The 23,887-nt window shown below is 71.5% G+C and carries 28 protein-coding genes; 10 read left to right on the top strand and 18 right to left on the bottom strand.

The features are described 5' to 3' along the window. Position 1 precedes the first annotated feature (1 nt). A complete protein-coding gene (locus tag ACIHAD_RS01480; RefSeq protein ID WP_397352347.1) occupies positions 2 to 454 on the bottom strand; it encodes an SRPBCC domain-containing protein in 453 nt (150 codons plus the stop codon). Between the two features lie 78 nt (positions 455 to 532). Here ACIHAD_RS01480 and ACIHAD_RS01475 point away from each other — a divergent pair, with 78 nt between their 5' ends. Continuing rightward, entirely contained in the window at positions 533 to 922 is a 390-nt protein-coding gene (locus ACIHAD_RS01475; protein WP_397352346.1) for a hypothetical protein, read from the top strand. 28 nt (positions 923 to 950) lie between these two features. Then, positions 951 to 1,643 (top strand): helix-turn-helix domain-containing protein, encoded by a 693-nt coding sequence (locus tag ACIHAD_RS01470; RefSeq protein WP_397352345.1) that lies wholly within the window; start codon positions 951 to 953, stop codon positions 1,641 to 1,643. On the opposite strand, the gene ACIHAD_RS01465 is transcribed toward ACIHAD_RS01470, so the two are convergent. From ACIHAD_RS01465 to ACIHAD_RS01450, 4 genes are read right to left on the bottom strand one after another with little or no spacing between them, the layout of a single operon-like run. Then, complete coding sequence (locus tag ACIHAD_RS01465; RefSeq protein ID WP_397353020.1) at positions 1,615 to 2,259, bottom strand: alpha-ketoglutarate-dependent dioxygenase AlkB family protein; 645 nt, start codon at positions 2,257 to 2,259, stop codon at positions 1,615 to 1,617. The genes ACIHAD_RS01470 and ACIHAD_RS01465 overlap by 29 nt on opposite strands. Continuing rightward, complete coding sequence (locus ACIHAD_RS01460; protein WP_397352344.1) at positions 2,253 to 2,696, bottom strand: hypothetical protein; 444 nt, start codon at positions 2,694 to 2,696, stop codon at positions 2,253 to 2,255. Before ACIHAD_RS01460 ends, ACIHAD_RS01465 begins: the two co-directional genes overlap by 7 nt. Further along, positions 2,693 to 3,400, bottom strand: coding sequence for a 2OG-Fe(II) oxygenase (locus ACIHAD_RS01455; RefSeq protein WP_397352343.1), 708 nt, complete (start codon positions 3,398 to 3,400; stop codon positions 2,693 to 2,695). The genes ACIHAD_RS01460 and ACIHAD_RS01455 overlap by 4 nt, the downstream gene beginning before the upstream one ends. Then, a complete protein-coding gene (locus ACIHAD_RS01450) occupies positions 3,397 to 3,885 on the bottom strand; it encodes a methylated-DNA--[protein]-cysteine S-methyltransferase (RefSeq protein WP_397352342.1) in 489 nt (162 codons plus the stop codon). Before ACIHAD_RS01450 ends, ACIHAD_RS01455 begins: the two co-directional genes overlap by 4 nt. A 74-nt stretch (positions 3,886 to 3,959) precedes the next feature. Between ACIHAD_RS01450 and ACIHAD_RS01445 the strand changes: the two genes are divergently transcribed. Together ACIHAD_RS01445 and ACIHAD_RS01440 are read left to right on the top strand one after the other, a co-directional pair. After that, positions 3,960 to 4,772 (top strand): lysophospholipase, encoded by an 813-nt coding sequence (locus ACIHAD_RS01445; protein WP_397352341.1) that lies wholly within the window; start codon positions 3,960 to 3,962, stop codon positions 4,770 to 4,772. A gap of 433 nt (positions 4,773 to 5,205) precedes the next feature. Then, positions 5,206 to 5,793, top strand: coding sequence for a TIGR03086 family metal-binding protein (locus tag ACIHAD_RS01440; protein WP_397352340.1), 588 nt, complete (start codon positions 5,206 to 5,208; stop codon positions 5,791 to 5,793). A 196-nt stretch (positions 5,794 to 5,989) separates the two neighbouring features. Here the strand turns inward: ACIHAD_RS01440 and recQ are convergent, their stop codons facing one another. Continuing rightward, the gene (gene recQ, locus ACIHAD_RS01435) at positions 5,990 to 7,834 is read right to left on the bottom strand and encodes a DNA helicase RecQ (protein ID WP_397352339.1); all 1,845 of its coding nucleotides are present in this window, start codon (positions 7,832 to 7,834) and stop codon (positions 5,990 to 5,992) included. A 9-nt stretch (positions 7,835 to 7,843) separates the two neighbouring features. Continuing rightward, positions 7,844 to 8,347, bottom strand: coding sequence for a hypothetical protein (locus ACIHAD_RS01430; protein WP_397352338.1), 504 nt, complete (start codon positions 8,345 to 8,347; stop codon positions 7,844 to 7,846). Between the two features lie 50 nt (positions 8,348 to 8,397). Between ACIHAD_RS01430 and ACIHAD_RS01425 the strand changes: the two genes are divergently transcribed. From ACIHAD_RS01425 to ACIHAD_RS01415, 3 genes are all read left to right on the top strand, one after another. Beyond that, the gene (locus ACIHAD_RS01425) at positions 8,398 to 9,159 is read left to right on the top strand and encodes an SDR family NAD(P)-dependent oxidoreductase (RefSeq protein ID WP_397352337.1); all 762 of its coding nucleotides are present in this window, start codon (positions 8,398 to 8,400) and stop codon (positions 9,157 to 9,159) included. A 28-nt stretch (positions 9,160 to 9,187) separates the two neighbouring features. Next, entirely contained in the window at positions 9,188 to 9,433 is a 246-nt protein-coding gene (locus tag ACIHAD_RS01420; RefSeq protein WP_397352336.1) for a type B 50S ribosomal protein L31, read from the top strand. 154 nt (positions 9,434 to 9,587) lie between these two features. After that, positions 9,588 to 9,827 carry a DUF3040 domain-containing protein gene (locus tag ACIHAD_RS01415; protein WP_397352335.1) on the top strand — a complete coding sequence of 80 codons (240 nt, stop codon included), beginning with the start codon at positions 9,588 to 9,590 and terminating at the stop codon, positions 9,825 to 9,827. Here the strand turns inward: ACIHAD_RS01415 and ACIHAD_RS01410 are convergent. From ACIHAD_RS01410 to ACIHAD_RS01395, 4 genes are all read right to left on the bottom strand, one after another. After that, a complete protein-coding gene (locus ACIHAD_RS01410; RefSeq protein ID WP_397352334.1) occupies positions 9,735 to 10,064 on the bottom strand; it encodes a DUF6343 family protein in 330 nt (109 codons plus the stop codon). The two genes, ACIHAD_RS01415 and ACIHAD_RS01410, sit on opposite strands and share 93 nt — an antisense overlap. Positions 10,065 to 10,076: 12 nt before the next feature. Further along, positions 10,077 to 10,778 (bottom strand): maleylpyruvate isomerase family mycothiol-dependent enzyme, encoded by a 702-nt coding sequence (locus ACIHAD_RS01405; protein WP_397352332.1) that lies wholly within the window; start codon positions 10,776 to 10,778, stop codon positions 10,077 to 10,079. A 16-nt stretch (positions 10,779 to 10,794) separates the two neighbouring features. Next, positions 10,795 to 11,478: a DUF4344 domain-containing metallopeptidase gene (locus ACIHAD_RS01400; RefSeq protein ID WP_397352331.1), complete on the bottom strand. Its 684-nt coding sequence runs from the start codon at positions 11,476 to 11,478 to the stop codon at positions 10,795 to 10,797. Positions 11,479 to 11,652: 174 nt separating this feature from the next. After that, positions 11,653 to 12,393 carry a hypothetical protein gene (locus tag ACIHAD_RS01395; RefSeq protein WP_397352330.1) on the bottom strand — a complete coding sequence of 247 codons (741 nt, stop codon included), beginning with the start codon at positions 12,391 to 12,393 and terminating at the stop codon, positions 11,653 to 11,655. A gap of 190 nt (positions 12,394 to 12,583) precedes the next feature. On the opposite strand from ACIHAD_RS01395, the gene ACIHAD_RS01390 reads away from it, so the two are divergent. From ACIHAD_RS01390 to ACIHAD_RS01380, 3 genes are all read left to right on the top strand, one after another. Beyond that, positions 12,584 to 13,456: a sugar kinase gene (locus ACIHAD_RS01390; protein ID WP_397352329.1), complete on the top strand. Its 873-nt coding sequence runs from the start codon at positions 12,584 to 12,586 to the stop codon at positions 13,454 to 13,456. Positions 13,457 to 13,647: 191 nt separating this feature from the next. Beyond that, complete coding sequence (locus ACIHAD_RS01385) at positions 13,648 to 14,637, top strand: LacI family DNA-binding transcriptional regulator (RefSeq protein ID WP_397352328.1); 990 nt, start codon at positions 13,648 to 13,650, stop codon at positions 14,635 to 14,637. A 62-nt stretch (positions 14,638 to 14,699) separates the two neighbouring features. Further along, a complete protein-coding gene (locus ACIHAD_RS01380) occupies positions 14,700 to 15,335 on the top strand; it encodes a hypothetical protein (RefSeq protein WP_397352327.1) in 636 nt (211 codons plus the stop codon). A 105-nt stretch (positions 15,336 to 15,440) separates the two neighbouring features. Here ACIHAD_RS01380 and ACIHAD_RS01375 read toward each other — a convergent pair whose 3' ends face one another. The 7 genes from ACIHAD_RS01375 to ACIHAD_RS01345 all read right to left on the bottom strand — a co-directional run bounded on the left by ACIHAD_RS01375 (position 15,441) and on the right by ACIHAD_RS01345 (position 23,873). Next, complete coding sequence (locus tag ACIHAD_RS01375; RefSeq protein WP_397352326.1) at positions 15,441 to 16,436, bottom strand: LacI family DNA-binding transcriptional regulator; 996 nt, start codon at positions 16,434 to 16,436, stop codon at positions 15,441 to 15,443. A 32-nt stretch (positions 16,437 to 16,468) separates the two neighbouring features. Continuing rightward, positions 16,469 to 17,839, bottom strand: a complete 1,371-nt coding sequence (locus ACIHAD_RS01370; RefSeq protein WP_397352324.1) for a GH1 family beta-glucosidase — start codon at positions 17,837 to 17,839, stop codon at positions 16,469 to 16,471. Further along, positions 17,836 to 18,639 carry a carbohydrate ABC transporter permease gene (locus ACIHAD_RS01365; protein WP_397352323.1) on the bottom strand — a complete coding sequence of 268 codons (804 nt, stop codon included), beginning with the start codon at positions 18,637 to 18,639 and terminating at the stop codon, positions 17,836 to 17,838. Before ACIHAD_RS01365 ends, ACIHAD_RS01370 begins: the two co-directional genes overlap by 4 nt. Further along, positions 18,636 to 19,595 (bottom strand): carbohydrate ABC transporter permease, encoded by a 960-nt coding sequence (locus ACIHAD_RS01360; protein ID WP_397352322.1) that lies wholly within the window; start codon positions 19,593 to 19,595, stop codon positions 18,636 to 18,638. The genes ACIHAD_RS01365 and ACIHAD_RS01360 overlap by 4 nt, the downstream gene beginning before the upstream one ends. Next, positions 19,592 to 20,884, bottom strand: a complete 1,293-nt coding sequence (locus ACIHAD_RS01355; protein WP_397352321.1) for an extracellular solute-binding protein — start codon at positions 20,882 to 20,884, stop codon at positions 19,592 to 19,594. The genes ACIHAD_RS01360 and ACIHAD_RS01355 overlap by 4 nt, the downstream gene beginning before the upstream one ends. A 219-nt stretch (positions 20,885 to 21,103) precedes the next feature. Further along, positions 21,104 to 22,000 carry a serine/threonine-protein kinase gene (locus ACIHAD_RS01350; RefSeq protein ID WP_397352320.1) on the bottom strand — a complete coding sequence of 299 codons (897 nt, stop codon included), beginning with the start codon at positions 21,998 to 22,000 and terminating at the stop codon, positions 21,104 to 21,106. 37 nt (positions 22,001 to 22,037) lie between these two features. Then, positions 22,038 to 23,873 (bottom strand): class I SAM-dependent DNA methyltransferase, encoded by a 1,836-nt coding sequence (locus tag ACIHAD_RS01345; protein WP_397352319.1) that lies wholly within the window; start codon positions 23,871 to 23,873, stop codon positions 22,038 to 22,040. Between the last annotated feature and the right edge of the window lie 14 nt (positions 23,874 to 23,887).

Below are 23,887 nucleotides of genomic sequence, written 5' to 3'. Positions count from 1 at the left end.
GCTAGCGCCCGACATGCTCGGCCAGGCGGTCGAAGAACTCGTCCCAGCCGGTCCTGGCCTGCTCGGCGTGCGCCTGGTCGGTGTTGACGCCGAACTGGTGGAAGCGCATCTCGGTGCCGCCGTCCCGGTCGAGCAGGTCGAGCGTCACCACCGAGGCGGGGCCGTCGCCGGGGTTGTCGGGGTCGCCGGTCGTGAACACGAGCCGCGCGGGCGCCTCCACCTCGCGGTAGGAGCCCTCCAGCGTGGCCTCGAACCCGTCCTCGCCGACGAGCGTCGCGCGCCACCGTCCGCCGGGGTGGGCGTCGAGGGTGATCCGGCCGACCGGCGTGGCCAGCATGCGGGGGCCGAACCAGCGGGAGAAGCGCTCGGGCTCGGTCCAGGCGGCGTAGACGTCCTCGCGGGGGGCGTCGAAGGTGCGGACGATCTCGTACTGTGCGGTCTGCGTCGTTGTCATGTCTCTACGATGCGGGAGCGGCCTTACGCTCCTCTTCCCGCGGCCTTACGGTGATCCGGCGCACCGGCCGTCGGCGAGGTGCTGATCGACGGCCCGCGCATCCTGTCGGTGGGCCCCCGCGGCAGCGCGGGCGACGCCCCCGAGACGCTCGACCTGCGCAGCAACAGGAACGCGTTCCCCGGTGATCCCCGAGGTGTGGAGCCGCTGGCTGGCCCGCGACCCGGTGGTCATGGCCGCCGAGCCCGCCACGCCGAGGCGCTGCGCTCGATGCGGGCCGTCTGGGTGGACGCCGGCAGCCGCGACGGGTACTACCTGGACCTCGGCGCCACGGCGTTCCGCCGCGCGCTGGAGGCGGCGGGCGTACCGGACGAGCGGGTCTGTTTCGAGCTCTTCGACGCCGGACACGGCGCGATCGAGTACCGCCATCCCCTCGCCCTGGCGTGGCTCGTCCGCCACCTGTCCGCCTGACGGGACGCCGGGCGCTAGGCTGCCGCGTGTGGAGTTGAAGGATCAGGTACGCGAGCTGCGCGCCCAGGGCAGGTCCCCCAAGGAGATCGCCCGCGCGCTCAAGGTGTCGCCGTCGGTCGTCGCGCCCCTCGTGCGCGCCATCGCCGCCGAGAACGTGACGTCCGCCGAGCCCGAGGTGGTCGGCTGCTGGGCGAACGTCGGCTGGAGCGCAGGGCTGGGCGTCGACCCGTCCAAGGGCTGGACCGACGAGGCCCCGGAGTCGGGCGCGGGCGGCATGGTGTGCGTGCTGGTCGCCCGGCGCCACACCTGGGACCGGATGACCGTCTGCGGCTACCTCGCCGACGTCTACTGCCTCGGCGTGAAGAACACCATCGGCCCCGACGTGCTCGGCGAGCGCGACCTGCGCAGGTTCCGCGAGTACTTCTTCGGCGAGTACGCGGGCTACCAGGAGGTGCCGATCGAGCTGGCCCAGCACCTGGTCTTCGGCTCGACGGACTACGCCCGCACGCTCGGCTTCGAGCCCCACGAGGACTTCGCGCCGGTCAGCGACCTGCTGGGCAAGTGGGAGGGCGGCTCGGCCATCACCTTCGGCCGCGACGGCAAGCCCTTCTACATCCAAGGCCCGCACGACGACCCCGGCAAGGTCCTGCGCATCCTGCGCCGCACCCTCACCGACGACCAGTTCGACTACTTCATCGAAGACCCGTCACCCGCATCGTGACGTTGAGGCGTCCGGCGGCCAGGCCCGTGGCCGGGTCGCCGGTGCCCGGACAGACCTTCGGCACGCCGTGATAGGCGAACCGGGACGCGCCGCCGAACACGAACAGGTCACCCGAGGCCAGCTCGACGTCCGTGTACGGCTTGCCGCGCGTCTCGGTGTTGCCGAAGCGGAACAGGCACGTGTCGCCGACGCTCAGGGACACCACCGGGGCGTCGGAGCGTTCGTCCTTGTCCTGGTGCATGCCCATCCTGGCCTGGCCGTCGTAGAAGTTGACCAGCGCGGTGTCCGGTTCGTAGCCGTCGTCCGGACGGCCGTAGGCGTCGGCGAGCGCGCGGCGGCCGAGGTCGCCGAGCCAGCCGGGGAACGCGGCCACCTGCCGCCCGTTCACGTCGTGGGCGAGACGCGTGTACCGGTACGGCTGCCAGTGCCAGCCGACGCACACCGTCCGCACCGACATCACGCCGCCGCCGGGCAGCACGGTGTGCCGGATCGGCACCGGGCCGGTCGCCCAGGCGCGGCAGGCGCGCACCAGGTCCTGCTGCTCGCGGAGGGACAGCCAGCCGGGGACGTGCACTGCGCCGGGGGCGATCTCCCGCATGGGCAGAGGGATCACGATTCTTCTCGATATATCAGGTTTCGTCCTATTCGCCATGGTGTGCCGTCGGTGTCGGCTCCGCGCATGCCTTCCAGTGTCCCAGGGGCGGCCAGGGCGACCGCGCGGGCCGTGGCCGCGAAACCGTACGTCCGGTTCGGGTCCCAGCCGGTGCTGCGGCGCAGGCGCCCGCTCATCCCGGCCCACCCCGCCGGCGCGCCCGCGACCACCCAGGCGTCGGGGTCTCCCGCCGTGAACCGCCTGGCCTGGCGCAACCACGACGCCGCCGTCTCCGGCCAGGCGACCACCGCGAGCACCGTCCCCTCCCAGGCGTCCGCGAACGCCTCGGCCAGGAGGGCGCCGTCCCGGCCGTGGCCGACCACCACGGCCCGCGCCCTCGGGCGCTGGGCCCGGACCAGCGCGAGCACCCCCTCCAGCTCGGCGATCGGCTCGTCCGTCATGTCGCGTCGTGGAGGACGAGGCCGAGGGTGTGCCGCAGCCCGGAACGCACGGTGCTGACCCCGTGCCGCACCGGCGAGGCCGACCAGCCGCGCGAGGAGCGCACGGGCCGGTCGCGGGTGGTGAAGATCAGCCCGTGCCCCTGCGGCAGGGCGGTCACCGTGCCCCGCGACTGGGCCCTCGGCCGCTGCTCCACCAGCAGGAACTCGCCCCCGGTGTAGTCCTCGCCGGGCCGGTCGAGCCCGATCACGACCTGGAGCGGGAACACGAGGTCGCCGTACAGGTCGCGGTGGAGGGCGTTCCAGTCGTTCTCGCGGTAGCGCAGCAGGATCGGGGTCGGCCTGGTCTGTCCCGCCGCATGGCACATGTCCAGCCACTCGCCGAAGTCGTCCGGCCAGGGCGCAGGCTGGCCGAGCCGGGCCGCCCAGTCGCGGGCGATCGGCAACAGACGGGGATAGAACGCCGCCCGCAACGCCTCGACCAGCGGCGGGAACGGCCGGCGGAAGTACCGGTACTGGCCGGAGCCGAACCGGTGGCGTGCCATGTCGATCGTGGCACGGAACCGGCCGGGCTCGTCGTACAGGCCGGAGATCTCCGCGCACTGCGCCGGCGAGAGCAACCGCGGCGTCAGCGCGCAGCCGTGGGCGTCGAGCTCCCCGGCCAGCCGCTTCCAGTCGGCCCCTTCGACCTGCGGGAACCCCGTCATGGCAGCACGCTCCACAGCTGCGGCTGGAGCACGCCTTCGAGGGTGAGCAGGTCGCACTTGCGGTCCAGGCCGCCCGCGTAGCCGGTCAGCGCGCCGTCCGCGGCGACCACCCGGTGGCAGGGGACCACGACGAGCAGTGGGTTCGCGCCGATCGCCGCGCCGACCGCGCGGACCCGGTCCCGCGCCACGCCGGCGCGCGCGGTCAGCTCCCCGTAGCTCGTGGTGGTCCCGTACGGCAGCGCCGCCACCTCCGCCCACACCCGCTGCTGGAACGCCGTCCCGTGGGTGGCCAGGGGCAGGTCGAAGGAGGTACGCCCGCCCGCGAAGTACTCGCCGAGCTGCCGCTCCGCCTCCCCGAACGCGGCCGGCTCCCGGCGTCCGGGCGGCGCGCCCACGTCGAACGACACGCGGGTCAGACGCCCCTCGCCGTCGCCGACGAGCAGAATCTCGCCCAGCGGGCTGTCGATGATGGTGTGGATGTCCATACTCTCTACAACACCGGAGCGTCCGCGGAAGTCAGCGGTTTTCGGACGTCGTGGCTGGATGGGAGAGGAAGTTCATGGCCGAGTCGCGAGAGCACACCTTCACCGGGACGCGGGGGCCGAACGTCGTCCGCGAATGGCCGCACGACCGGCCCCGCTACCTCGCCCTCCTGGTCCACGGGTACGGCGAGCACATCGGCCGCTACGAGTACGTCGCCGACCGCCTGGTCCGGCACGGCGCCGCCGTCTACGGACCCGACCACATGGGCCACGGCAGGTCGGCGGGCGACCGCGTGCTCGTCGAGGACTTCGAGGACGTCGTCACCGACGTGCACGCCGTCGAGGAACGCGCCAGGGCCGACCATCCCGGCGTCCCGGTCGTGCTGGTCGGCCACTCCATGGGCGGCATGATCGCCGCCCGGTACGCCCAGCGCCACGCGGAGGGCCTGACCGCGCTGGTGTTGTCGGGCCCGGTGATCGGCGAGTGGCAGGTCGTCCCCGCGCTGATGGCGCTCGACGAGCTGCCCGACATCCCCATCGACCCGGCCACGCTCTCCCGCGACCCGTCCGTGGGGACGGCGTACGCGGACGACCCGCTGGTCTGGCACGGGCCGTTCAAGCGGGCCACGGTGGAGGCGTTCGCCGCGATGCTGGACACGATCGCCAAGGGGGGCACGTTCGGGTCCTTGCCCACGTTGTGGGTGCACGGGGAGGACGACCAGCTCGTACCGTTGGCCGGGAGCCGGGCCGGGGTGGAGGCGGTCAAGGGGATCGACCTGACCGAGCGCATCTACGCCGGGGCCCGGCACGAGGTGTTCAACGAGACCAACAAGGACGAGGTGCTGGACGACGTCCAGGCGTTCGTGGACCGGGTGCTGGGCGACCGGTAGCCAAGAGGCGTCCCGGCGCCAGGGCGTTGAGGCTGGCGAACCGGCTCGCGGCGGCCGGGGACGAGCGCAGCGCCGGCGAGGTCACGCCGATGCCCAGCCTGATGCGGCCCATCAAAGGCGAAAACCGCCAACTTACCCTGGACACCGACACGAGCACCGTTCCCGCTTGGTGTGAGCGCCGGTAACGCGCTCGCCTCGCCCTCCGAACAGGAGCCGGCGCCACCACCGAGAACGCCGCCATCCTCCTCATGCCCCCACAGCAGCCGAAAAGGTTCCAGCGGAACACGCGCCGCCCGCACCAGAACGCGAGCAGCCACCCGAGGCCCCCACCGCAGCCCCATCCACTCCGCTCCCCGAGCGCGAACGCGCCCCCGCCCCCGGAGGCCGATGATTTTCTGGCTTCCCCGAGGTCTGCATGAACCGAGGAGGCGACATGAACGAACGGGTACGGGCGTTGACGGCAGGGGTGGCGCTGCTTGAGCGGGCCATCGACTACACCTTGGGCAGCCTCCGCATAGTCAGCCCCCATGTGCTGTGCCGCCCCACCCCGTGCTCCCGCTGGAGCCTCCAGGCGCTCCTGGACCACATGCACGACTCCTTCGAGGCCCTGAACGAGGCCGCGCTCGGCCACATCGCCCCCGCCCGCAGGCCCGTCCCCGTCGGCGGCCCCGCGCCCGGCAACCCGGCCCTGCTGCTCAGGGACGGCGCGAGCGAAGTACTCGGCACCTGGACGGGCACGATCGAGGCGGGAATGATCTCCGTGGGGAACGTCCCGATGACGACGCCGATGGTGGCCGCGGCGGGCGCCATCGAGATCACCGTGCACGGCTGGGACATCGCGCGAGCCTGCGGCGAACACCGCCCGATCCCGCACGCCCTGGCCGAAGAGCTGCTGGACCTGGCCCACCTGTTCGTCACCGACGAGGACCGCCCGTTCCGGTTCGCCGCCCGGCTCCGGCCGCCCCCGCTGGCCACCGCCCAGGAACACCTCCTCGCCTACCTCGGCCGCAACCCGAACTGACGGCATGACCGGCCCCCCACCCGGCGGCGGCACCCCGTACGATCAAAGAGGGACACGGGGCCCGGCATCCGTCCGGCCGGTCGCGGGCCAGGTGCCTCGACCGGGCCGGCCAACGTGATGGCGACGACCGTTCTTCGTGCGGCCGTCGCCATCACCCCGAACGCCGCCCGCTTTCCCCTGGTTGCCGGGGGTGGTGTCAGGCGTCTTCGGCGGTCGCCGCCCCGACGACCTCCAGGACCTGGTCTCCGTATTTGGCGAGCTTGTTCTCCCCGACCCCGTTGACCCTGCTCAGCTCCGCCAGGGAGGACGGCGCCGACGTGGCGATCTCCCGCAACGTGGCGTCGTGGAAGATGACGTACGCGGGCACGCCCTGCTCCTTGGCGGCGGCCCCCCGCCAGGCCCGCAGCCGCTCGAACAGCGGCGCCGCCTCGGCGGGCAGCTCGGCGGCCGGCTGCCCCTTCGCCCCGGACGCCCCGGACGACCCCGACGACCTGGACGCCCGGGACGCCGGACGGGCCGTGTCGCGGCGCAACGGCACCTCCCGCTGCCCGCGCAGCACGTCGGCGCTGGCGTCGGTGAGCACCAGCGTGCCGTGGTCGGACTCCACCGCGAGCAGGCCCTGGGCCAGCAGTTGCCGCACCACGCCGTGCCATTCGGAGTTGCCCAGGTCGGTGCCCACGCCGAACACGCTCAGCGAGTCGTGGCCGTGCTGGAGCACCTTGGCCGTCTTCTTGCCGAGCAGGATGTCGACCACCTGCCCGACGCCGAACTTCTGGCCGCGTTCCCGCTTCAGCCGGAGCACGGTGGACAGCACCTTCTGGGCGGCGATCGTGCCGTCCCATGACTCGGGCGGGCTCTGGCAGGTGTCGCAGTTGCCGCAGGGCTCGGTGCCCTTCTGCCCGAAGTAGTCGAGCAGCATGACCCGGCGGCAGCCGGCCGTCTCGCACAGCGCCAGCATGGCGTCGAGGTGGAGGACCTGGCGGCGGCGGTGGGCCTCGTCGCCCTCCAGGGCCATGCGCCGGTGCTGGACGACGTCTTGGAGGCCGTAGGCCATCCAGGCGGTGGCGGGCAGGCCGTCGCGCCCGGCCCGGCCGGTCTCCTGGTAGTAGCCCTCGACCGACTTGGGCAGGTCGAGGTGGGCGACGAAACGCACGTCGGGCTTGTCGATGCCCATGCCGAACGCGATGGTGGCCACCACGATCAGCCCGTCCTCGCGCAGGAAGCGGGACTGGTGGGCGGCGCGGGTGCGGGCGTCGAGCCCCGCGTGGTACGGCACCGCCGCGATGCCGTGGTCGGCCAGGAACGCGGCGATCTTCTCCACCGACGAGCGCGACAGGCAGTAGACGATGCCGGAGTCGCCAGGGTGCTCGGTGCGCAGGAAGTCGAGGAGCTGCCGCTTGGGGTCGCTCTTGGACGTGATGCGGTAATGGATGTTGGGCCGGTCGAAGCCGGCCACGAAATGGCGGGCCTCGTCGAGGCCGAGCCGGGTGGAGATCTCGGCGTGGGTGGCCGGGGTGGCGGTGGCGGTCAGCGCGATGCGCGGCACCTGCGGCCAGCGCTCGCGCAGCTCCGACAGGGCGAGGTAGTCGGGGCGGAAGTCGTGGCCCCACTGCGACACGCAGTGGGCCTCGTCGATGGCGAACATCGAGATCTCGCCCTTGGCCAGCAGCCGCATCGTGGCCTCGACGCGCAGCCGCTCGGGGGCGAGGTAGAGCAGGTCGAGCTCGCCGGCCAGGAACTCGGCCTCCACGAGCTGGCGCTCGCCGAAGTCTTGGGTGGAGTTGAGGAAACCGGCCCGCACGCCGAGCGCGCGCAGCGCGTCGACCTGGTCCTGCATGAGCGCGATGAGCGGCGAGACGACGACCCCCACCCCGGGACGCACGAGGGCCGGGATCTGGTAGCAAAGGGACTTGCCGCCGCCGGTGGGCATGAGCACCAGCGCGTCGCCGCCGCCGACGACGTGGTCGATGATCTCCTGCTGACCCGCCCTGAACGAGTCGTAACCGAAGACGCGGTGGAGAACCTCGGTGGGGGTATCCATGCGGCTACCTTACGTGGTCGTCGATCGACGTTCCGTCAGTTTCCGCCGACGGCGGACCGCGGGTCTCAGGTCGGCTCGGCGGGCAGCGCGCCCTCCTGCTCCGGCGCCCGCCCGTACCGATCGTAGGCCACCAGGAGAGCGCTCCGAGGCGATCCCGAGCACCGCGCACACCAGGTAGAGCTGCGTCACCGTGCGCATCTGCGACCAGGCGAGCACCGCGAGCCCGCCCAGCAGGGATCCGGCGGTCATCAGCGCGCGCCCGCCGTGCCGGTCCAGCCGGCGTCCGACCAGGGGCGCGAACAGGGCGGAGACCAGCACCGACACCGTGATCGCCCCGGTGAGCCGGGCGACCCCGGTCCGCAGGTCGCGGGCCATCGGCGGGATGAACACCGAGAACGCGTGGTAGAGCACGCCGTAGCCGGCCGTCTGCGTGATCGCCAGGGCCTGACCGCGCGGGCCGGCGACCTGGGACCGGGTACGGCGATCACGCCCTGGTGCGTTCCCGTCCACCACCCCGGAACACGGTGACGAAGGTCACTCTGGCGCCGAGTAGCGTCGAACGCATGAGTCTTTCCTACGTGGTGACCGGCGGCGGGCGTGGCATCGGGAAGGCCGTGGTCCAGCGGCTCCTGGGGGAGAAGGACACCGTCGTCGTCATCGACCGCGACGGCGGCTCGCTGTCCTGGACGGGCCCCCGCGTCATCCCCGTGGTGGGCGACGCGGCCGACGAGGAACTGGTCGGCTGGGCCGCCGACCGGGCCCAGGAGGCCGGCGCGCTGGCGGGCTGGGTCAACAACGCGGCGATCTTCCGTGACGCCTCCGTGCACGACGCCCCGATCGCCGAGGTCAGGCGGCTCGTCGCGGCCAACCTGGACCTGGCGCTGGTGGGTTGCGCGGTCGCCGTCCGCCGGTTCCTCGCGGCGGGCACGCCGGGCGCGATCGTCAACGTCACCTCGCACCAGGCGACGAGGGCGGTCCCCGGCAGCCTGCCCTACGCCACGGCCAAGGCCGCGACCGAGGGCCTGACCAGGTCCCTGGCCGTCGAGTACGGGCGGTACGGCATCAGGGTCAACGCCGTCGCGCCCGGCTCGGTGGCCACCGAACGCTACGAGGACTTCCTGGCCTCCAGGAGCGCGGACGAGGTCGTGGCCGTCGAGCGCGAGATGGCCAGGGTCCACCCCCTGGGCCGGGTCGCCTTCCCGGACGAGGTGGCCTCGGTCGTGGCGCACCTGCTCTCGCCGGACGCCTCGTTCGTCAACGGGGCGACGATCCCCGTGGACGGGGGCCGGACCGTGCTCGGCATCGATCCCGAAGCCAGGGAATGAAAACCATTGTCACCCGGTTGAGGGGGGCATGAAGAAGAACCTGCACCCCTCGTACCGTCCGGTCGTCTTCCGCGACCCGAGCGCCGGCTTCGCCCTCCTCACCCGCTCGACCCTGACGAGCAGCAGGACCGTCGAGTGGGAGGACGGCAGGACCTACCCGGTCGTGGACGTCGACGTGTCGTCGGCCAGCCACCCGTTCTACACCGGCCGCAGCCGCGTCCTCGACACCGAGGGCCGCGTCGAGCGCTTCAACCAGCGCTACGGCAGGAAATGACAACCAAGGCTTGACCCGCCCCTGTCCGCTCCTCGCCTTCCGGCCGGAGCGGCCGGGGGCTTCGGCATGTCACGCCGAGGACGCGCCGGGCGGGCATGCTGGGGCTACTCGTGGGTACAAGGCTTTCACCGGCGTGGGAGCAATGGTGATCGCTATGGGTCTCTCTGGAAGGGAACGCCGCCTCCTCGCTGAGATCGAGCAGGGCCTCGAACGGGACGACCCCGAGCTGGCCCGGCGTGTGGCGGCGATCAACAGGATCGAGTCCGACGGAATCGACTACCCGCAAGCCTGCGGCGACCGGCTACGGGTGTGGGTGCTGACCCATGTCTGGATCATCTTCGGGCTGGCCGCCGCCGTGATCCTGCTGCTCCTGCTGGCCGTGCTCACCACCTGACGGCCCGGCGCGGCGGCGCCTGAGCACCGCCAGGTCCACCGCGGCCACCACGGCCACCGCGGCGGCGATGGCGGCCTCCCAGACCCACACCTGCTGCCCCGTGGACATCGCGCGGGCCGTGAAGAAGACCGCCGCGACCACGGCGACGACCAGGGCGATCCACGACAGGATCCGCCTCGCGCGCAGCGGGCTGCGCGCCGTCACCGGCTCGCCGCCCTCGCGGTTGCGCAGCCACATGCCGCTCTCCTCTCAGGCCAGGCACCGCAGCGCGGCGGCGACCCGCGGGTCGAGCCCGTCGGTCGGCAGCCGTCCCACGGTGGCCTCCACGAACTCCGGGTACGACAGCGACGCGCTGCCCTGGTCGACGCTCACCCAGATCTGCTCGGCCGTCTGCTCCACCTGCGCCCTCGACTCCTGCTCGGCCAGCACGAACCGCCCGACGGCGACCCGCCAGAACGTCCTGTCGTCGATCTCCTCCGCCGACACCGGCACGCCGACGTCGTCGGCGTGGGTGGCGTACTCGGAGTCGTAGTGGAAGGTCTGCAACCCCACCGGGTACGGGCCCGCCGTCGTGTCGATCAGCGCGTCACGGCCCAGGGCCCGCATGCGCTCGCGCGTCTCGCCGTTCTTGGTGCGCCACTCCTGGAGCACCTCCTCGACGGGCACGTCACGCCGCTGCCGTACGGACCACTCGTTGAAGTCGTTGAACCCGGTCACCCCCTCGGCGGCCACCCGGGTCAGCAGCTCCTGCACGGTGCCGTCGAGGCAGGCGTGGTTGTACGCCTCCTCGCCCGCCAGATGGGCGAGCACGTCGCGGACCGACCACCCGGCACAGCGAGAGGGACGCGCCCAGCCGTCCTCGTCGAGCCCGTCGAAGAACCGGTCGAGCCGGGCCGCCTCGGTGTCGAAGATGTCGAACGGGTCGAACTCTCGCAGCAGCTCCTCAGCCATACACCGGACGTACCCCTCAGGCCCCGACTTTCACGGCCAGCGCGCCCAGAGCCGACCTGGCCTGCTCGTACTCGGCGCGGCAGGAGGGGGCGCGCTCGGCGGGAACCCAGCCGCCCTTGGCGATGCGGGCGTACCTGACGGGGTCGGCGCCGTACAGGAGGCAGGCGAACGTGGCGGACGCGGCCGTCCCCGACAGGTGGTCCGCGTCCGTGTGGGCGGCCAGCAGGTGGCGGGCCTCGGCGGCGGCCACCACGTGGCCGCCGTCGCGCGCGGCGAGCGTCAGCGCGGCGAACCGGTCGGCCTGAGGCTCGTCGGCGGGCAGGCCGTTGAGCGCGGCCAGGGCGTGGCCGAGCTGGTGGTGGTAGAGAGCGGCCAGCGCGCCGTCCACGCGGGCGGCGGTGGTGCGCCGGTCGGCCTCCTCGGTCTCGGAGATGCCGGTGAGCGTCCGGTGGATCTTGCTGACCAGCGAGTAGCAGATCGTGATCCGCCGCCTGCCGGCGTCCCAGGTGGCGCGGGGGGAGTCGCAGCCGCGGGCCACGACCTCGACCCCGCCGAGCCGGGGCCGTAGGACGCCGCTGTCCTTCAGGAGCTTCCTGGCGTGTTGTTCGCGGGCCGTGTCGGCGGGTTCGTAACGGACCGAAGGCGCCGCCCCCAGCGTGCTCGTCAGGCTCAGGACGAGGGCGATCAGGGGGTTCGGCATGGGCGGGGCTCCTGTCGGATCGACGTGCTGTCCGTGAGACGGCGTGCCGCCTCCTTTGCAAATGGGACAGTCCATGCGGCGATCCAATGATCGATAAACCCCGGTGCGCGTAAAAGAAATCCGGAAAAGCCGAAGGCCCGGCTCCCACCAGGGGAACCGGGCCTCGACGATCAATCAGCGGTGGTGCCAGGAACGGTAGACCTTGACGTAGTCGCGACGGCTCTCGGAGCCGTTGAGCTCGTCGTTGCCCTCGTAGACGGCCTTGAACGTGCCGCTCTTCCAGGCGCGGGTCTTGGTGGAGAACTTGCCGCCCCAGGAGGTCTTGGCCGAGGCGACCCACTTCCAGCCGCTGGAGCCGTTGGCGCGGTAGTAGACGCTGACCTTCTCGCCGCGCAGACCCTCCCAGCCTTCGTCATCGACCTGAAGGCGGCCGGAGAAGTAGATCGAGCGGCCCTGACGGACCTTGTAGGGGTCGGCCGTGAAGCGCGAGACGCGGGTGTCGGCCTTGCCCTTCTGGATCTCGACGCTGAAGAACGCGGAGTCGGTGGCGACCTGCTTGTTGTCCTTGTCGAAGGCCACGGCGGTGGCCTTCCACTTGCCGGCGAAGTCGCCCTCGTTGAACGGGACGGCGAAGCGCCAGCCCTCGAGGTCCTTGACGTCCTTGGCGCGGAAGGTGCGGAAGTTGCCCTCCGGCGCGACGCTCAGCGTGACCTTCTGGACGTCGGAGCTGGCCCCGATGTCGAAGTACGCGGTGGTCTCGCTGCCGGCCTTCACCACGACCGGGTTGGGGGTGATGTCACGGATCTTGAGCTCGGTGGCGTGCTTGGTCGCGGTGGCGGAGGCGGCGCCCGCGCCGGAAACCAACATGGCCCCGCCTACGAAGGCGGTGATGATTCCTACTGCGATCTTTCTCATGAGGGTGCTGATTCCTCTCCCCGTATCGACTCGAAGCCGGCACCGGGGCGCGCCGGCTTCCTCTACTACTTTGAGGCACGAGTTGGGGAAAAGGTTCGCTAAAGATACAGAAAATATTTGATCACGGTCCCAACCAGGACTTATGCAAAAAAATCATTTAGTGCAGTCGTGACCAACTACAGTCTGGCTCATGACAGACGTCTACGCGCTCGGCGAGCCGCTCGGGGTCGTCTCCAGCGGCCGGGTGCGGCACGAGAACGAGGCCAGACTGGACGTCTGCGGCCCCGAGTTCACCCTGGTCGTCGCCCTGTCCAGGCTCGGTCACCGATGCGCGTACGCCGGCCGGGTGGGTGACGACGAGCTGGGCGCCAGGGCGCTGACCGTGCTCAGGGGCGAGGGCGTGGACGTCGGGGACGTGCGGGTGGTCGAAGGGGCGCGTACCGGGATGGTGCTCAGGGAGGTGCGCGTCGGCCGCGAGCCGGTGACGGCCCAGTACCGCACCCGCTCGGCCGGGTCGCGGCTGTCGCCGGGCAACGTGCCGATGGACCGGGTGGGCGCCGCGAAGATGCTGCACGTGACCGGCGTCACGGCGGCCCTGGGCAGGGACGCGCTCGACGCCGTGCACACCGCCATGAGCGCGGCGCGGACGGCCGGCGTCATGATCTCGTTCTCCGTGGACTACGTGCCCGAGCTGTGGCCCTCGGTCCGGGAGGCCGAGGAGGTGCTCGGTGAGCTCGCCTGTCAGTCCCATCTGCTCTTCCTCGCCCAGGACGAGCTTGACCTGGTCAAACCCGCTCTCACCCCCGAGCGCGAGGTCGTGGTCAACCGGGGCGCGAAGGGCGCCAGCGTGCGTGCCGACCGCATGCGTTACGACGTGGCCGTCCCGCAGGTGCCCGTCGTGGACATGGCGGGCTCCGGCGAGGCGTTCGCGGCCGGTTACATCAGCGCCGCGCTCGACGGCCTGACGCCGCAGGAGCGGCTGCACCGGGGCGCGCTGTTGAGCGCGGCGGCGATGGCGAGCGTGAGCGACTGGCAGGGCTTGCCGACCAGGGCGGAGTTGTGACGCAGAATTTCGCAATGGCTTGACGTGATTGCGCAAACATTTGACTGGTGATTGTCGTGCGGCGCCTCTCAAATCGTCCGCTCGATGCGCCGGAATTGCCGGGAAGGGCATCCTGGGCGGGTGTGGAAACGTCCGGCGGGGGTTACGTAAGTGATCGCAAGCGCTTGCGCGGGAGGCCGTATAGTTTGCGCATGACGCGACGACTCGCAGAGGTGGCGAAGAAGGTCGGGGTGAGCGAGGCGACGGTCAGCCGCGTGCTCAACGGCAAGCCGGGCGTGTCCGACGCCACGCGCGAGGCCGTGCTGACCGCGCTCGACGTGCTCGGCTACGAGCGTCCCACGCAGTTGCGCGGCGACCGGGCCCGCCTGGTCGGCCTGGTGCTCCCCGAGCTGCAGAACCCCATCTTCCCGGCCTTCGCGGAGGTCGTCGGCGGCGCCCTGGCCCAGCAGGGCTTCACCTCGGTGCTGTGCACCCGTACGGTCGGCGGCGTCTCCGAGGCCGACTACGTCGATCTCCTGCTCCAGCAGCAGGTCAGCGGCGTGGTCTTCGCCGGCGGCCTCTACGCCCAGGCCGACGCCTCGCACGATCACTACGAGCTGCTGCACGAGCGCAAGCTGCCGACCGTCCTGGTCAACGCGGCCGTCGAGCGGCTGGACTTCCCGCAGGTCTCCTGCGACGACGTGGTGGCCGCCGAGATGGCCCTGTCCCACCTGCGCGCGCTCGGCCACGAACGCGTCGGCATGGTGCTCGGCCCGAAGGACCACATGCCCTCGCGGCGCAAGCTGGAGACGTTCCAGGCCCGGGGCGGCGACCCGCTGCTCGTCGAGCACACGATGTTCTCCCTGGAAGGCGGGCACGCGGCCGCGGCCCGCCTGGTCAAGCAGGGGGTGACCGGCGTGATCTGCGCCAGCGACCTGCTCGCGCTCGGCACGGTCAGGGCGGCCAGGCGGGCCGGGCTCACCGTGCCGGGTGACGTCTCGGTCATCGGCTTCGACGACTCGGCGCTGATGAACTGCACCGAGCCGCCGCTGACCACGGTCCGCCAGCCGATCGACGCGATGGGCCGGGCCGCCGTCGACCTGCTGGTGGCCCAGATCGACAAGGCGGTGGTACCCGCCGACGAGCTGCTGTTCGAGCCGGAGCTGGTGGTCAGGGCCTCGACGGCGCGCGTTCGCGGCTGACCGCGCCCTCGTGCCCGTGAACATCGATGTGGCCGGCGTCGAAATCCGTTAGATTCGGGCAAATGTGGATCGAGAGGGCTCAAGAGCTCTATGAACGCGGGACCTATGCCGGGGACAGTGCGGCGCTCGCGACGTCCGACCGCGAGCTGGACGCCGTCGAGGCCGCGTTGTGCCTGGCCAGAGGCCGGATCATGCACGTGCGCCTCATGCAAGGAGGCGAGGCGGACCCGCGCGAGCTGCCGCTGTTCCAGCGGGCCACGACCCTGTTCAGGGCGCTCGGCGACCGGCGCGGGGAGGGGGAGTCGTCGTTCTGGGAGGGCTGTTTCCACCAGCTCGTCGAGGGCGATCTCGACCGCGCCGCGCCCCTGTTCGAGCGCGCCGGGGAGCTGGCCGCGGAGGCGGGCGACCTCGCCACGCTCGCGGAGGTGCTCAGGCACCAGGGGATCGTCGCCCACAGGTCCGGGCGGCTCGACGAGGCGCGCGAGAGGCTGACGGAGTCGTCGCGGCTGCGGCGTGAGCTCGGGCTCCTGGCGGGGGTCGCGTCCAACCAGGTCGGGCTGATCCGCATCGCCGCCGCCCAGGGGCGGCACGCCGAGGCGCTGGCGCTGGCCGACGAGGCCCGCGCCCTGGCCGAGTCGTGCGGCGCCGACCGCATCGCCGTCCATGTCGAGGAGGCCCGCGCCACCATCCCCACCTGACCGCCCGCGCGATCGTCCAGCAGTCAGCGGGCGCCGGGGCCGCGCAGCCACCTGTCGATGGCCACGGCCTCGCCGGCGGAGATCACCAGGGAGGCCCCGGCGGGCTCAGGCCGACTCACGGACCACCAGCTCGGTGGGCAGGATCACCGGCTCCCGCGAGCCGCCCTCGAACAGGCCGAGCAGCAGCCGGACCATGGCCGCCGCCTGCTCGGCGATCGGGTGCCGCAACGTGGTCAGCGGCGGCTCGGTGTACTTGGCCGCCTCGATGTCGTCGAACCCCACCACCGCCACGTCGTCGGGCACCCGCCGCCCGGCCTGGCGCAGCGCCTGGAGCGCGCCGACCGCCATCAGGTCGTTGCCCACGAACACGGCGTCGAGCGCGGGGTCGTCGCCGAGGAGCTGGCGCATCGCGATCGCGCCCGACTCCCTGGTGAAGTCGCCCACGGCCACGATCGAGCGGCGGTCGGAGTCGCGCAGCACGTTGCGGTAGCCGGTCAGGCGGTCCTGGCCGGCGATCATGTCCTGCGGGCCGGCGATCGTGGCGATCCTGCGCCGCCCGGACTCGACCAGGTGCCGCACGCCCGCCTCGGCCCCGCCCACGTTGTCGTTGTCGACGAACGGGATGTCCACCGGCACGGCCGGCCGCCCGTAGGAGACCACGGGGACGCGCAGCCGCGACAGCGCGGACGGCAGCGGGTCGGCGCCGTGCATGGAGATCAGCATGACGCCGTCGACGTGGCCGCCCGAGATGTACCGCTCGACCCGGGCGTGGCTCTTGGGCGAGGAGGCCAGCATCAGCACGACCTGCTTGTTGACCGCCTCCAGCTCGTAGCTGGCCGACCTGATCGCCGTGGAGAACATCGGGTCCTCGGAGAAGACCCGGGTGCCCGGCTCGCTGACGACCAGGGCGATCGAGTCGGTGCGCTGGGTGACCAGGCTGCGCGCCGCCGAGTTGGGCACGTAGCCCAGCTCGTCGATCGCGCGCTGCACGGCGTCGCGGATGTGCGGCGCGACGGTCGTCTGGTTGTTGACGACCCTGGAGGCGGTCGCGCGGGAGACGCCCGCCCGGGCGGCGACCGCCTCCAGCGTCGGGCGTCTCATGACTGCACCAAGAGGGAGAGCACGGAAAAAATCTACAGGCCGTTCCTGCTGATCACGTCGCGGTACCACAGAGCGCTGTCCTTGGGCACCCGGGTCTGCGTCGCGTAGTCCACGTGCACGATGCCGAACCTGCGCCGGTAGCCCTCCGCCCACTCGAAGTTGTCGAGCAACGACCACACGAGGTAGCCGCGCAGGTCGGCGCCCGCCTCGGCGGCCCGCTGCACCTCGCGCAGATGCCCGTCCAGGTACGCCACGCGCTCGTCGTCGTGCACCCGTCCGTCCTCGACCGTGTCCTCGAAGGCCGCGCCGTTCTCGGTGACCATGAGCCCGACCTGCGGATAGTCCTTCGAGAGCCGGACGAGCAGCCGGGACAGGCCGTCGGGCACGATCGGCCAGCCCATCGCGGTGACCGGCGCGTCCGCCGTGGTGAAGCGCACTCCCTCCGAGCCCGGCCAGGCGGCGTCGGCGGGCAGCCCAGGGCCCGACTCGACCACGCACGGGTTGTAGTAGTTCACGCCGACCAGGTCGATCGGCGCGTTGATCAGCTCCAGGTCGCCGTCGTGGACGTGCGCGGTCCCGCCGTTGCGGGCCGCCGCCGCGAGGACCTCCTCCGGGTACGTGCCGTACACCGCCGGGTCGAGGAACTGCCTGGTCAGCAGGGCGTGGACGCGTTCGGCGGCGGCCGCGTCCGCCTCGCCGGCGACCGCCGAGGGGTCGTTGACCTGGGCCGGGGTGAGCACCGGCGCGGAGTTGACCACGAGCATGATGCTGCGCGCCCCCGCCGCCCGCAGCCGGCGCGCGGCCAGGCCGTGGCCGAGCAGCAGATGGTGGGCCGCGCGCATGGCCTCGCCGGGGTCGCGGCGGCCGGGTGCGTGGACGCCGTTGCCGTAGCCGAGGAAGGCCGACACCCATGGCTCGTTGAGCGTCGTCCAGTGGGTCACCCGGTCGCCGAGCCGGTCGTGCACGGCCTGGGCGTAGTCGGCGAAACGGTAGGCCGTGTCGCGGTTCGTCCAGCCGCCGTGGGCTTCGAGGGCTTGGGGAAGGTCCCAGTGATAAAGCGTCACATAGGGCGAAATTTCAGCGGCTAGTAGTTCATCTACGAGCTTGTCGTAGAAGGCGAGGCCGCGCGGGTTGATCGGCCCGCTGCCGTCCGGCTGGACGCGCGGCCAGGCCACCGAGAACCGGTAGGCCCGGAGCCGCAGCTCGCGCATCAGCCCGACGTCGTCCTTGTACCGGTGGTAGTGGTCGCAGGCCACGTCACCGGTGTCGCCGTCGGCGACTTTCCCGGGGGTGTGGGAGAAGGTGTCCCAGATCGACCGGCCTCGCCCGTCCTCCTTGACCGCCCCCTCGATCTGGTAGGAGGCCGTGGCGGCTCCCCAGACGAATTCCTCGGGAAACTTCATCCCTTAACAGCTCCTTGCATGATTCCACCGATGATTTGCCTGCCGAACAGGGCGAAGACCGCCACGAGCGGCAGGACGCCGACCGCCGTGCCCGCCAGGCCCAGCACGTAGTCGTTGACGTATCCGCTGGCCAGCGTGGACAGGGCCACCTGGACGGTCGGGTTGTCCGGGTTCAGCACGACCAGCGGCCAGAAGTAGTCGTTCCACGCCGACATGAACGTCAGCATGCCCAGCACGGCCGCCGCCGGCCGCGCGGCGGGCAGCACGACGTGCCAGAACAGGCCCCACGTCGTGCAGCCGTCCACCCGCCCGGCCTCCAGCAGCTCGTCCGGCAGCGCCCGGGTCAGGTACTGGGTCATGAAGAACACCCCGAACGCGTTGACCAGCGCCGGCACGATCAGCGCGTAGTCCGTGCCGGTCCACTCCAGCTTCACCATGAGCAGGTAGAGCGGGATGATGCCGAGCTGGGCCGGGACCATCATGGTGGCCACGGTGATCACCAGCATGGCGTTCCTGCCCCGGAACCTCAGCTTGGCGAAGGCGAACCCGGCCAGCGTCGAGAAGAACATCACCGCGACCGCGATCGAGCCCGCCACGATGACCGAGTTCAGCAGCGCCAGCCCGAAGGGCACGGTGTCGAACACGCGGGAGACGTTGGCGAAGAAGTTCCCGCCGGGCAGCAGCGGCGGCGGGACCTCGGCCAGCGCCGAGTTGTGCCGCGAGGCCACCACGACGCTGTAGTAGAGCGGGAAGGCGGAGAAGAAGGCGACCGCGATGAGGGTCAGGTAGCGCAGTCTCATATCGTGCCGCCCTTCACCCGGCGGCTGATCAGGAAGTTGATCGCGGCGGCGGCCACCACGACCAGGAACATCAGCCAGGACGCCGCCGAGGCGTACCCGAAGTCGAACTTGGTGAAGCCCTGCTCGTAGACGAACAGCGCGAGCGTCTGGTACTGGCGGTCCGGGCCGCCGCTGGCCGCGCCGCCGCCCGCGCCGCTGCTCTGGCCGAACAGCAGCGGCTCGGCGATGATCTGCATCGCGCCGATCGTGGAGACGATGACGACGAAGATGATCGTGGGCCGGATCATCGGGATGGTGATCCGGCGGAGCTGGGTGAAGCTGCTCGCGCCGTCGAGGGTGGCGGCCTCGTACAGGTCGCGCGGTACGGCCTGCATGGCGGCCAGGAAGATGAGCGCGTTGTAGCCGGTCCAGCGCCACATGATCATCACGGAGAGCGCGATGTGCGAGGTCGCGGTGCCGGCCGCCCAGTCGATGTTCCCGATGCCGAACCACGACAGCACCCAGTTGATCAGCCCGAAGTCGCGGCCGAAGAGCTGGCTGAAGATCACCACCACGGCCACCACGCTGGTGACGTTGGGCAGCAGCATCGAGATGCGCAACAGCGTCTGGAAGCGCAGCCGCCGGTTCAGCAGATGGGCCAGCCAGATGGCCAGCAGGAGCTGCGGCACGGTGGACAGCACGCCGATGGACAGCGTGTTGAACGTGGCGTTCCAGAAGTAGCCGTCCGCCAGCAGCGTCTGGAAGTTCTTGGCGCCGACGAACGTGTGCTCCTCCGACAGCAGGGTCCAGTCGTGCAGGCTGACCCAGGCCGTGTAGATGAGCGGGAACAGCCCGAAGGCGCAGAACAGAAGGAAGAAGGGGGCGACGTAGGCGTACGGCGACACCCTCACGTCGAGGGTGTGCCGTACGCCACGCCGCCGGTGCCGGGCCGGCGCCGACAGCGGGAGCGTGCTCATTTGATCTTCTGGACGTCCTGGAGGACCTGCGCCCACGCCTCGTCGGGCGTCTGCTTGCCCTGCTCGACCCGGCCGAGCCCGTTGCCGATCGCCACCCGGACGTCGGCCTCCTTCGGGCCGAGGTGCTGCGGCTTGAGCGCCTTGGCGGCGTCGGAGTAGATCTTGCCGATGGGGGCGTCGCCGAAGAACGGCTTGGTGAAGTTCTGGATCGAGGGGTCGTCGTACAGCGCCGGGATCGACGGGAACGTGCCCTCCTCCTTGAACACCTTGGCCTGGTTCTCCTTGGAGGTCAGGAAGTCGATCAGCTCGGCCGCCTCCTTCGGGTGCTTGCTCTGCTTGGGCACCATCAGGTGGGAGCCGCCGCTGTTGCCCGAACCGCCCGGCACGGTGGCGATGTCCCACTTGCCGGAGGCGTCCTTGGCCTGCTCCTGGATGAACCCGGTCATCCAGGCCGGGCAGATGATCGTGGCGAACGAGCCCTTGGCGAAGCCGGTGTTCCACGGCGGGGTGAAGGCGGCCAGCTTGGCGGTCAGGCCCTCCTGGGTGAGCTGGTTGGACAGGTCCCACGCCTTCTTCACGTCGGGGTTGCTGTCCACGATGATCTTGTCCTGGGCGTCGTACAGGCCGACGGGGGCCTGGTTGACCATGGCGCGGAAGATCTCGCCGGGGGAGTCGACGAACTTGGCGCCGGCGACGTTCGCGGCGCCGAACTTCTTGCCGGTCTCGATGTACTGCTCCCAGGTCGGCCAGAGAGCGCTCACTTCGGCGCGCCCGTTCGGCAGCCCGGCCTTCTTGAACAGGTCCTTGCGGTAGCACATGGCCAGGCCGCCGACGTCGGTGCCGAGGCCGAGGAGCTGCTGCCCGTCCTTGCTGAGGCCCTGCTGCCACTTCCAGTCGAGGTAGTCGCCCTGGCGCTTGCCGAGTCCGTACTGCTTGAGGTCGACGAACTTGCCGGGCTGGGAGGTGAACGTGCTGATGTAGCCCACCTCGACGGCCTCGACGTCACCCGCGCCCGCGTTCGTGGCCAGGCGCTTGACCAGGTTGTTGTGGTGGTCGTTGAACTGGGTGACGGCCTCCACGACCTCGATGTTCGGGTGCGTCCTCCGGTATTCCTCGTAGAGCGGTTTGAAGCCGAAGTCGCCGAAGAGGCCGATGGACAGCTTGATCTTCTCGCCGGGCTTGGCGCTCGCCTCCGTGGTGGGACTTCCGCCGCCGCCGCAGGCCGTCGCCAGCGCGAGCAGGGACGCGGTGAGCACGGGCAGGGCGAGCCGCCGGATACGAGGGGTCATGGAAACCCTCCTGGGTAGAACGGGGGGATGTGTGAGAGAGCGCTCTCTCGCCAGATTCGCGGCCTCCGCGCCGCCCTGTCAACGGGGTCCGCATAACGATCGGCGTTACCAAGAGAGCGCGTTCAGGGCCGGTCCCGCGTCATGGCCGGATGGGTCGCGACCCGATCGAGGAGGTGACGAGCGACCTTCCGCCGGGCCCTCCGGCCGGGCTCCGGGGCGCTACGACCGGCGGCTGAGCACGCGGCCGACCATGCGGGCGTACATGCGGCCGGGGCTCGGGGCCTCGGCCAGGAAGCCGGGGAGCATCGGCAGCCCGACGGCGAAGGGGGCGAGCCGCTCGTACAGCTCGTTGGCGTCGGCGGGACGGTTCTCGGGCTGCTTCTCCAGCAGCTCGGCCAGGAGCGCGCCCAGCTTGTCGGGAAGGCCGGGGATGGCCGGTGGGCGTTCCTTGACCTGCTGCTCGAACACCACGTAATCGGTCGGCCCGGTGAAGAGCTGCCGCCCGGTCAGCATCTCGTGCAGGACGCAGCCGAGCGAGTACAGGTCGCTGCGCGGCTCGGCCACGCCGTGCTGGATCTGCTCGGGAGCCATGTACGCCGGCGTGCCGAGGATCTGGCCGATCCGGGTGAAGGTGGTGACGTCGGCGTCCCGCAGCAGCGCGAGCCCGAAGTCGAGCACCTTGACGCTCCCGTCGGGGCAGAGCATGAGGTTGGTCGGCTTGAGGTCGCGGTGGCAGATCGCCAGGGTGTGGGCCGCCGACAGCACCGCGCACGCCTGGGCCGCGATGGCCGCCGCCCACGGCACCGGCAGCGGGCCGTGCTCGCTGACCACGTCGGCCACGGTGACGCCCTCGATGAACTGCATGACCTGGTAGAGCCGCTGCTCGTGGGTGCCGAAGTCGTACAGCACGGGCGCGCCCGGATGCTCCAGCCTGGCCAGGATGCGCGCCTCGCGGATGAACCGGCGTTCCAGCTCGTGGTCGGGGCCGCTCGGCAGCCTGAGCAGCTTCACCGCGACCCTGCGATCGAGGTGGCGGTCGTGGCCGGCGTAGACCGCGCCCATCCCGCCCTGCCCGAGGGGGAGGTCGTCGAGCTCGTAGCGGTCGCCGATGACCATTCGCCCTCCCCGCAGCCTTTCGGGAAAAACTACACCGTCAGGACTGCGGGTGCAGATGGCCGTCGGCCAGCCCGTCGAGGCCGAGCCTGATCAGGGTACGGCCGAGCGTCGAGGTCTCGCGCAGCGCGTCCTCCAGCACGGCCAGTCGCCTGAACGCCTCCCCGTACGCCTTCTGCTCCTTCAGCGACAGCCGGGGCACGCGGGTGCGGCGCACGTCGAACCTGCTGGAGCCGGTCGTCACCCGGCCGCCCGCGGCCCGCAGGAACCCGGCCAGGAAGTCGGGGTCGAGCCTGCGGGCGTCGACCCGGTAGAGGGTCAGGTGGGGGCCGAGCACCGCGCCGCCGTCGGCGATCACCCGTACGCCGGAGTAGGAGGCCACCACGTCGCCGGGACGGATCGCGATCAGCCCCGGCTGCATGGTGGTCAGGCCGGAGGGCGCGCTGCCGTTGAGCACGTCGTCGGCCGTGAGCACGGCCACGTCACCGCCGTCGGCGGCCATCTTGGGCGGCGCCTGCGACGTGCTCACCAGCCCCTCCTTGATCAGGTCGCCCAGCGTCGTGGACGGCTGGTCGAGCGGCTGGTCGAGCACCTTCAGATCGGGCGGGACGGCGGCGGCGGCGAGGAAACGGTCGCGGGCCTGCGCGAAGGCCCGGCCCACGTCGTCGCGGCGCTGGTGGCGGGCCGGGGTCATGTCGACCTCGTCGGCCAGCAGGTCGATGATCCGCACGGTCTGGTCGGAGCGGTCGTCGAGGTAGGCCAGCCAGGCGGGCTCGACCGGCGACAGGTCGGCCGTCGCGTCGAGGATGAGCACCTCCGACGGCGGCCGCTCGCCCGCCCTCGGGCGGCGCAGCAGCCACAGGTCGGAGCCCGGCAGCGCCACCACCGCGCGCAGCGCTCCGGCGCGCAGCAGGTTGGCCCTGATCCGGCGGCCCGCCTTGCGGCTCGCGGCGGCCGGCGGCATGAGCACGGCGACCAGGCCGCCGGGCCTGACGTGGGTGAGGCAGTGCTGGACCCAGGCCAGCTCGGGCTCGCCGCGCGGTGGCAGGCCGTGCTCCCAGCGCGGGTCGCCGGTCAGCTCCTCGTAACCCCAGGCCCGCTCGTTGAACGGCGGATCGCACACCACGGCGTCGGCCTTGACCTCGGGGAAGCCGTCGAGCCGCATGGAGTCGCCGGCCACGATCTCGGCCTGGATGCCGCGCAGCCGCAGGCGGGCCGCGGTGATGGCGGCCGAGGTCTCGCTGAGCTCCTGCCCGAGCACCCGGGCGGGCCCGCCCCGGCCCGCCGGCGGGTCGCCGTTCCCCGCGGGGTCGCCGGGAACGGCCTCGGAAGGTTCCGGCCCGCCGGGCAGCACGCCGGCCGGCGGCAGGAGCAGGGTGCCGACCCCGCAGGCGGGATCGAGGACGGTGGCGCCGTCGGCGCGTACGAGCCGCAGCATCAGCTCGGCCACGTCGTCGCGGGTGACCGAGAGCTGGCGGGAGTGGGCCTCCAGGTAGCGCTCGCAGAGGAACTCGTACGCCGTCAGCGGGTCGTGCCGCTCGGCCAGCTCCGTCACGAGCCCGGCCAGCTCGGGCTCCAGCTCGCTCTCCCCGCTGGTCAGCAACGTTCCAGCCGCGGCGACCAGGCGGCCCAGCCGCAGATCGCCGGCGGCTTTCAGGCGTTGCCACACCCGATCTCCCAGCGAGACCTGGTAGGACTTCCCATAGCGGCGCAGCCAGGACTCGACCTGTCGCAGCGAGAACAGCGGTTGGTTCGCGGTTCCGCCGATCGGCTGGGGGAAGTCGTCGTGGCGGCGGCGCCAGTTGCTCACCGCGGCACGCCCGACACCGGCGAGCCGGGCGATGTCCCCGGCGTTCACGGTCGGGTCGTGGCTCATGGAGCCCACAGTAG

This window comes from Nonomuraea sp. NPDC052265 (assembly GCF_044547985.1).
Classification (GTDB): Bacteria; Actinomycetota; Actinomycetes; order Streptosporangiales; family Streptosporangiaceae; genus Nonomuraea.
The sequence above is the reverse complement of the archived record's forward strand: the minus strand, read 5'-3'. Positions and strand labels throughout refer to the sequence as shown.

What these genes read in the sequence shown, in the direction of transcription:
- ACIHAD_RS01480 (WP_397352347.1), bottom strand. Translation starts at nt 454, where the DNA reads ATGACAACGACGCAGACCGCACAGTACGAGATCGTCCGCACCTTCGAC.
- ACIHAD_RS01460 (WP_397352344.1), bottom strand. Translation starts at nt 2,696, where the DNA reads ATGACGGACGAGCCGATCGCCGAGCTGGAGGGGGTGCTCGCGCTGGTC.
- ACIHAD_RS01455 (WP_397352343.1), bottom strand. Translation starts at nt 3,400, where the DNA reads ATGACGGGGTTCCCGCAGGTCGAAGGGGCCGACTGGAAGCGGCTGGCC.
- ACIHAD_RS01450 (WP_397352342.1), bottom strand. Translation starts at nt 3,885, where the DNA reads ATGGACATCCACACCATCATCGACAGCCCGCTGGGCGAGATTCTGCTC.
- ACIHAD_RS01445 (WP_397352341.1), top strand. Translation starts at nt 3,960, where the DNA reads ATGGCCGAGTCGCGAGAGCACACCTTCACCGGGACGCGGGGGCCGAAC.
- ACIHAD_RS01440 (WP_397352340.1), top strand. Translation starts at nt 5,206, where the DNA reads ATGAACGAACGGGTACGGGCGTTGACGGCAGGGGTGGCGCTGCTTGAG.
- recQ (WP_397352339.1), bottom strand. Translation starts at nt 7,834, where the DNA reads ATGGATACCCCCACCGAGGTTCTCCACCGCGTCTTCGGTTACGACTCG.
- ACIHAD_RS01425 (WP_397352337.1), top strand. Translation starts at nt 8,398, where the DNA reads ATGAGTCTTTCCTACGTGGTGACCGGCGGCGGGCGTGGCATCGGGAAG.
- ACIHAD_RS01420 (WP_397352336.1), top strand. Translation starts at nt 9,188, where the DNA reads ATGAAGAAGAACCTGCACCCCTCGTACCGTCCGGTCGTCTTCCGCGAC.
- ACIHAD_RS01415 (WP_397352335.1), top strand. Translation starts at nt 9,588, where the DNA reads ATGGGTCTCTCTGGAAGGGAACGCCGCCTCCTCGCTGAGATCGAGCAG.
- ACIHAD_RS01410 (WP_397352334.1), bottom strand. Translation starts at nt 10,064, where the DNA reads ATGTGGCTGCGCAACCGCGAGGGCGGCGAGCCGGTGACGGCGCGCAGC.
- ACIHAD_RS01405 (WP_397352332.1), bottom strand. Translation starts at nt 10,778, where the DNA reads ATGGCTGAGGAGCTGCTGCGAGAGTTCGACCCGTTCGACATCTTCGAC.
- ACIHAD_RS01400 (WP_397352331.1), bottom strand. Translation starts at nt 11,478, where the DNA reads ATGCCGAACCCCCTGATCGCCCTCGTCCTGAGCCTGACGAGCACGCTG.
- ACIHAD_RS01395 (WP_397352330.1), bottom strand. Translation starts at nt 12,393, where the DNA reads ATGAGAAAGATCGCAGTAGGAATCATCACCGCCTTCGTAGGCGGGGCC.
- ACIHAD_RS01390 (WP_397352329.1), top strand. Translation starts at nt 12,584, where the DNA reads ATGACAGACGTCTACGCGCTCGGCGAGCCGCTCGGGGTCGTCTCCAGC.
- ACIHAD_RS01385 (WP_397352328.1), top strand. Translation starts at nt 13,648, where the DNA reads ATGACGCGACGACTCGCAGAGGTGGCGAAGAAGGTCGGGGTGAGCGAG.
- ACIHAD_RS01380 (WP_397352327.1), top strand. Translation starts at nt 14,700, where the DNA reads ATGTGGATCGAGAGGGCTCAAGAGCTCTATGAACGCGGGACCTATGCC.
- ACIHAD_RS01375 (WP_397352326.1), bottom strand. Translation starts at nt 16,436, where the DNA reads ATGAGACGCCCGACGCTGGAGGCGGTCGCCGCCCGGGCGGGCGTCTCC.
- ACIHAD_RS01370 (WP_397352324.1), bottom strand. Translation starts at nt 17,839, where the DNA reads ATGAAGTTTCCCGAGGAATTCGTCTGGGGAGCCGCCACGGCCTCCTAC.
- ACIHAD_RS01365 (WP_397352323.1), bottom strand. Translation starts at nt 18,639, where the DNA reads ATGAGACTGCGCTACCTGACCCTCATCGCGGTCGCCTTCTTCTCCGCC.
- ACIHAD_RS01360 (WP_397352322.1), bottom strand. Translation starts at nt 19,595, where the DNA reads ATGAGCACGCTCCCGCTGTCGGCGCCGGCCCGGCACCGGCGGCGTGGC.
- ACIHAD_RS01355 (WP_397352321.1), bottom strand. Translation starts at nt 20,884, where the DNA reads ATGACCCCTCGTATCCGGCGGCTCGCCCTGCCCGTGCTCACCGCGTCC.
- ACIHAD_RS01350 (WP_397352320.1), bottom strand. Translation starts at nt 22,000, where the DNA reads ATGGTCATCGGCGACCGCTACGAGCTCGACGACCTCCCCCTCGGGCAG.
- ACIHAD_RS01345 (WP_397352319.1), bottom strand. Translation starts at nt 23,873, where the DNA reads ATGAGCCACGACCCGACCGTGAACGCCGGGGACATCGCCCGGCTCGCC.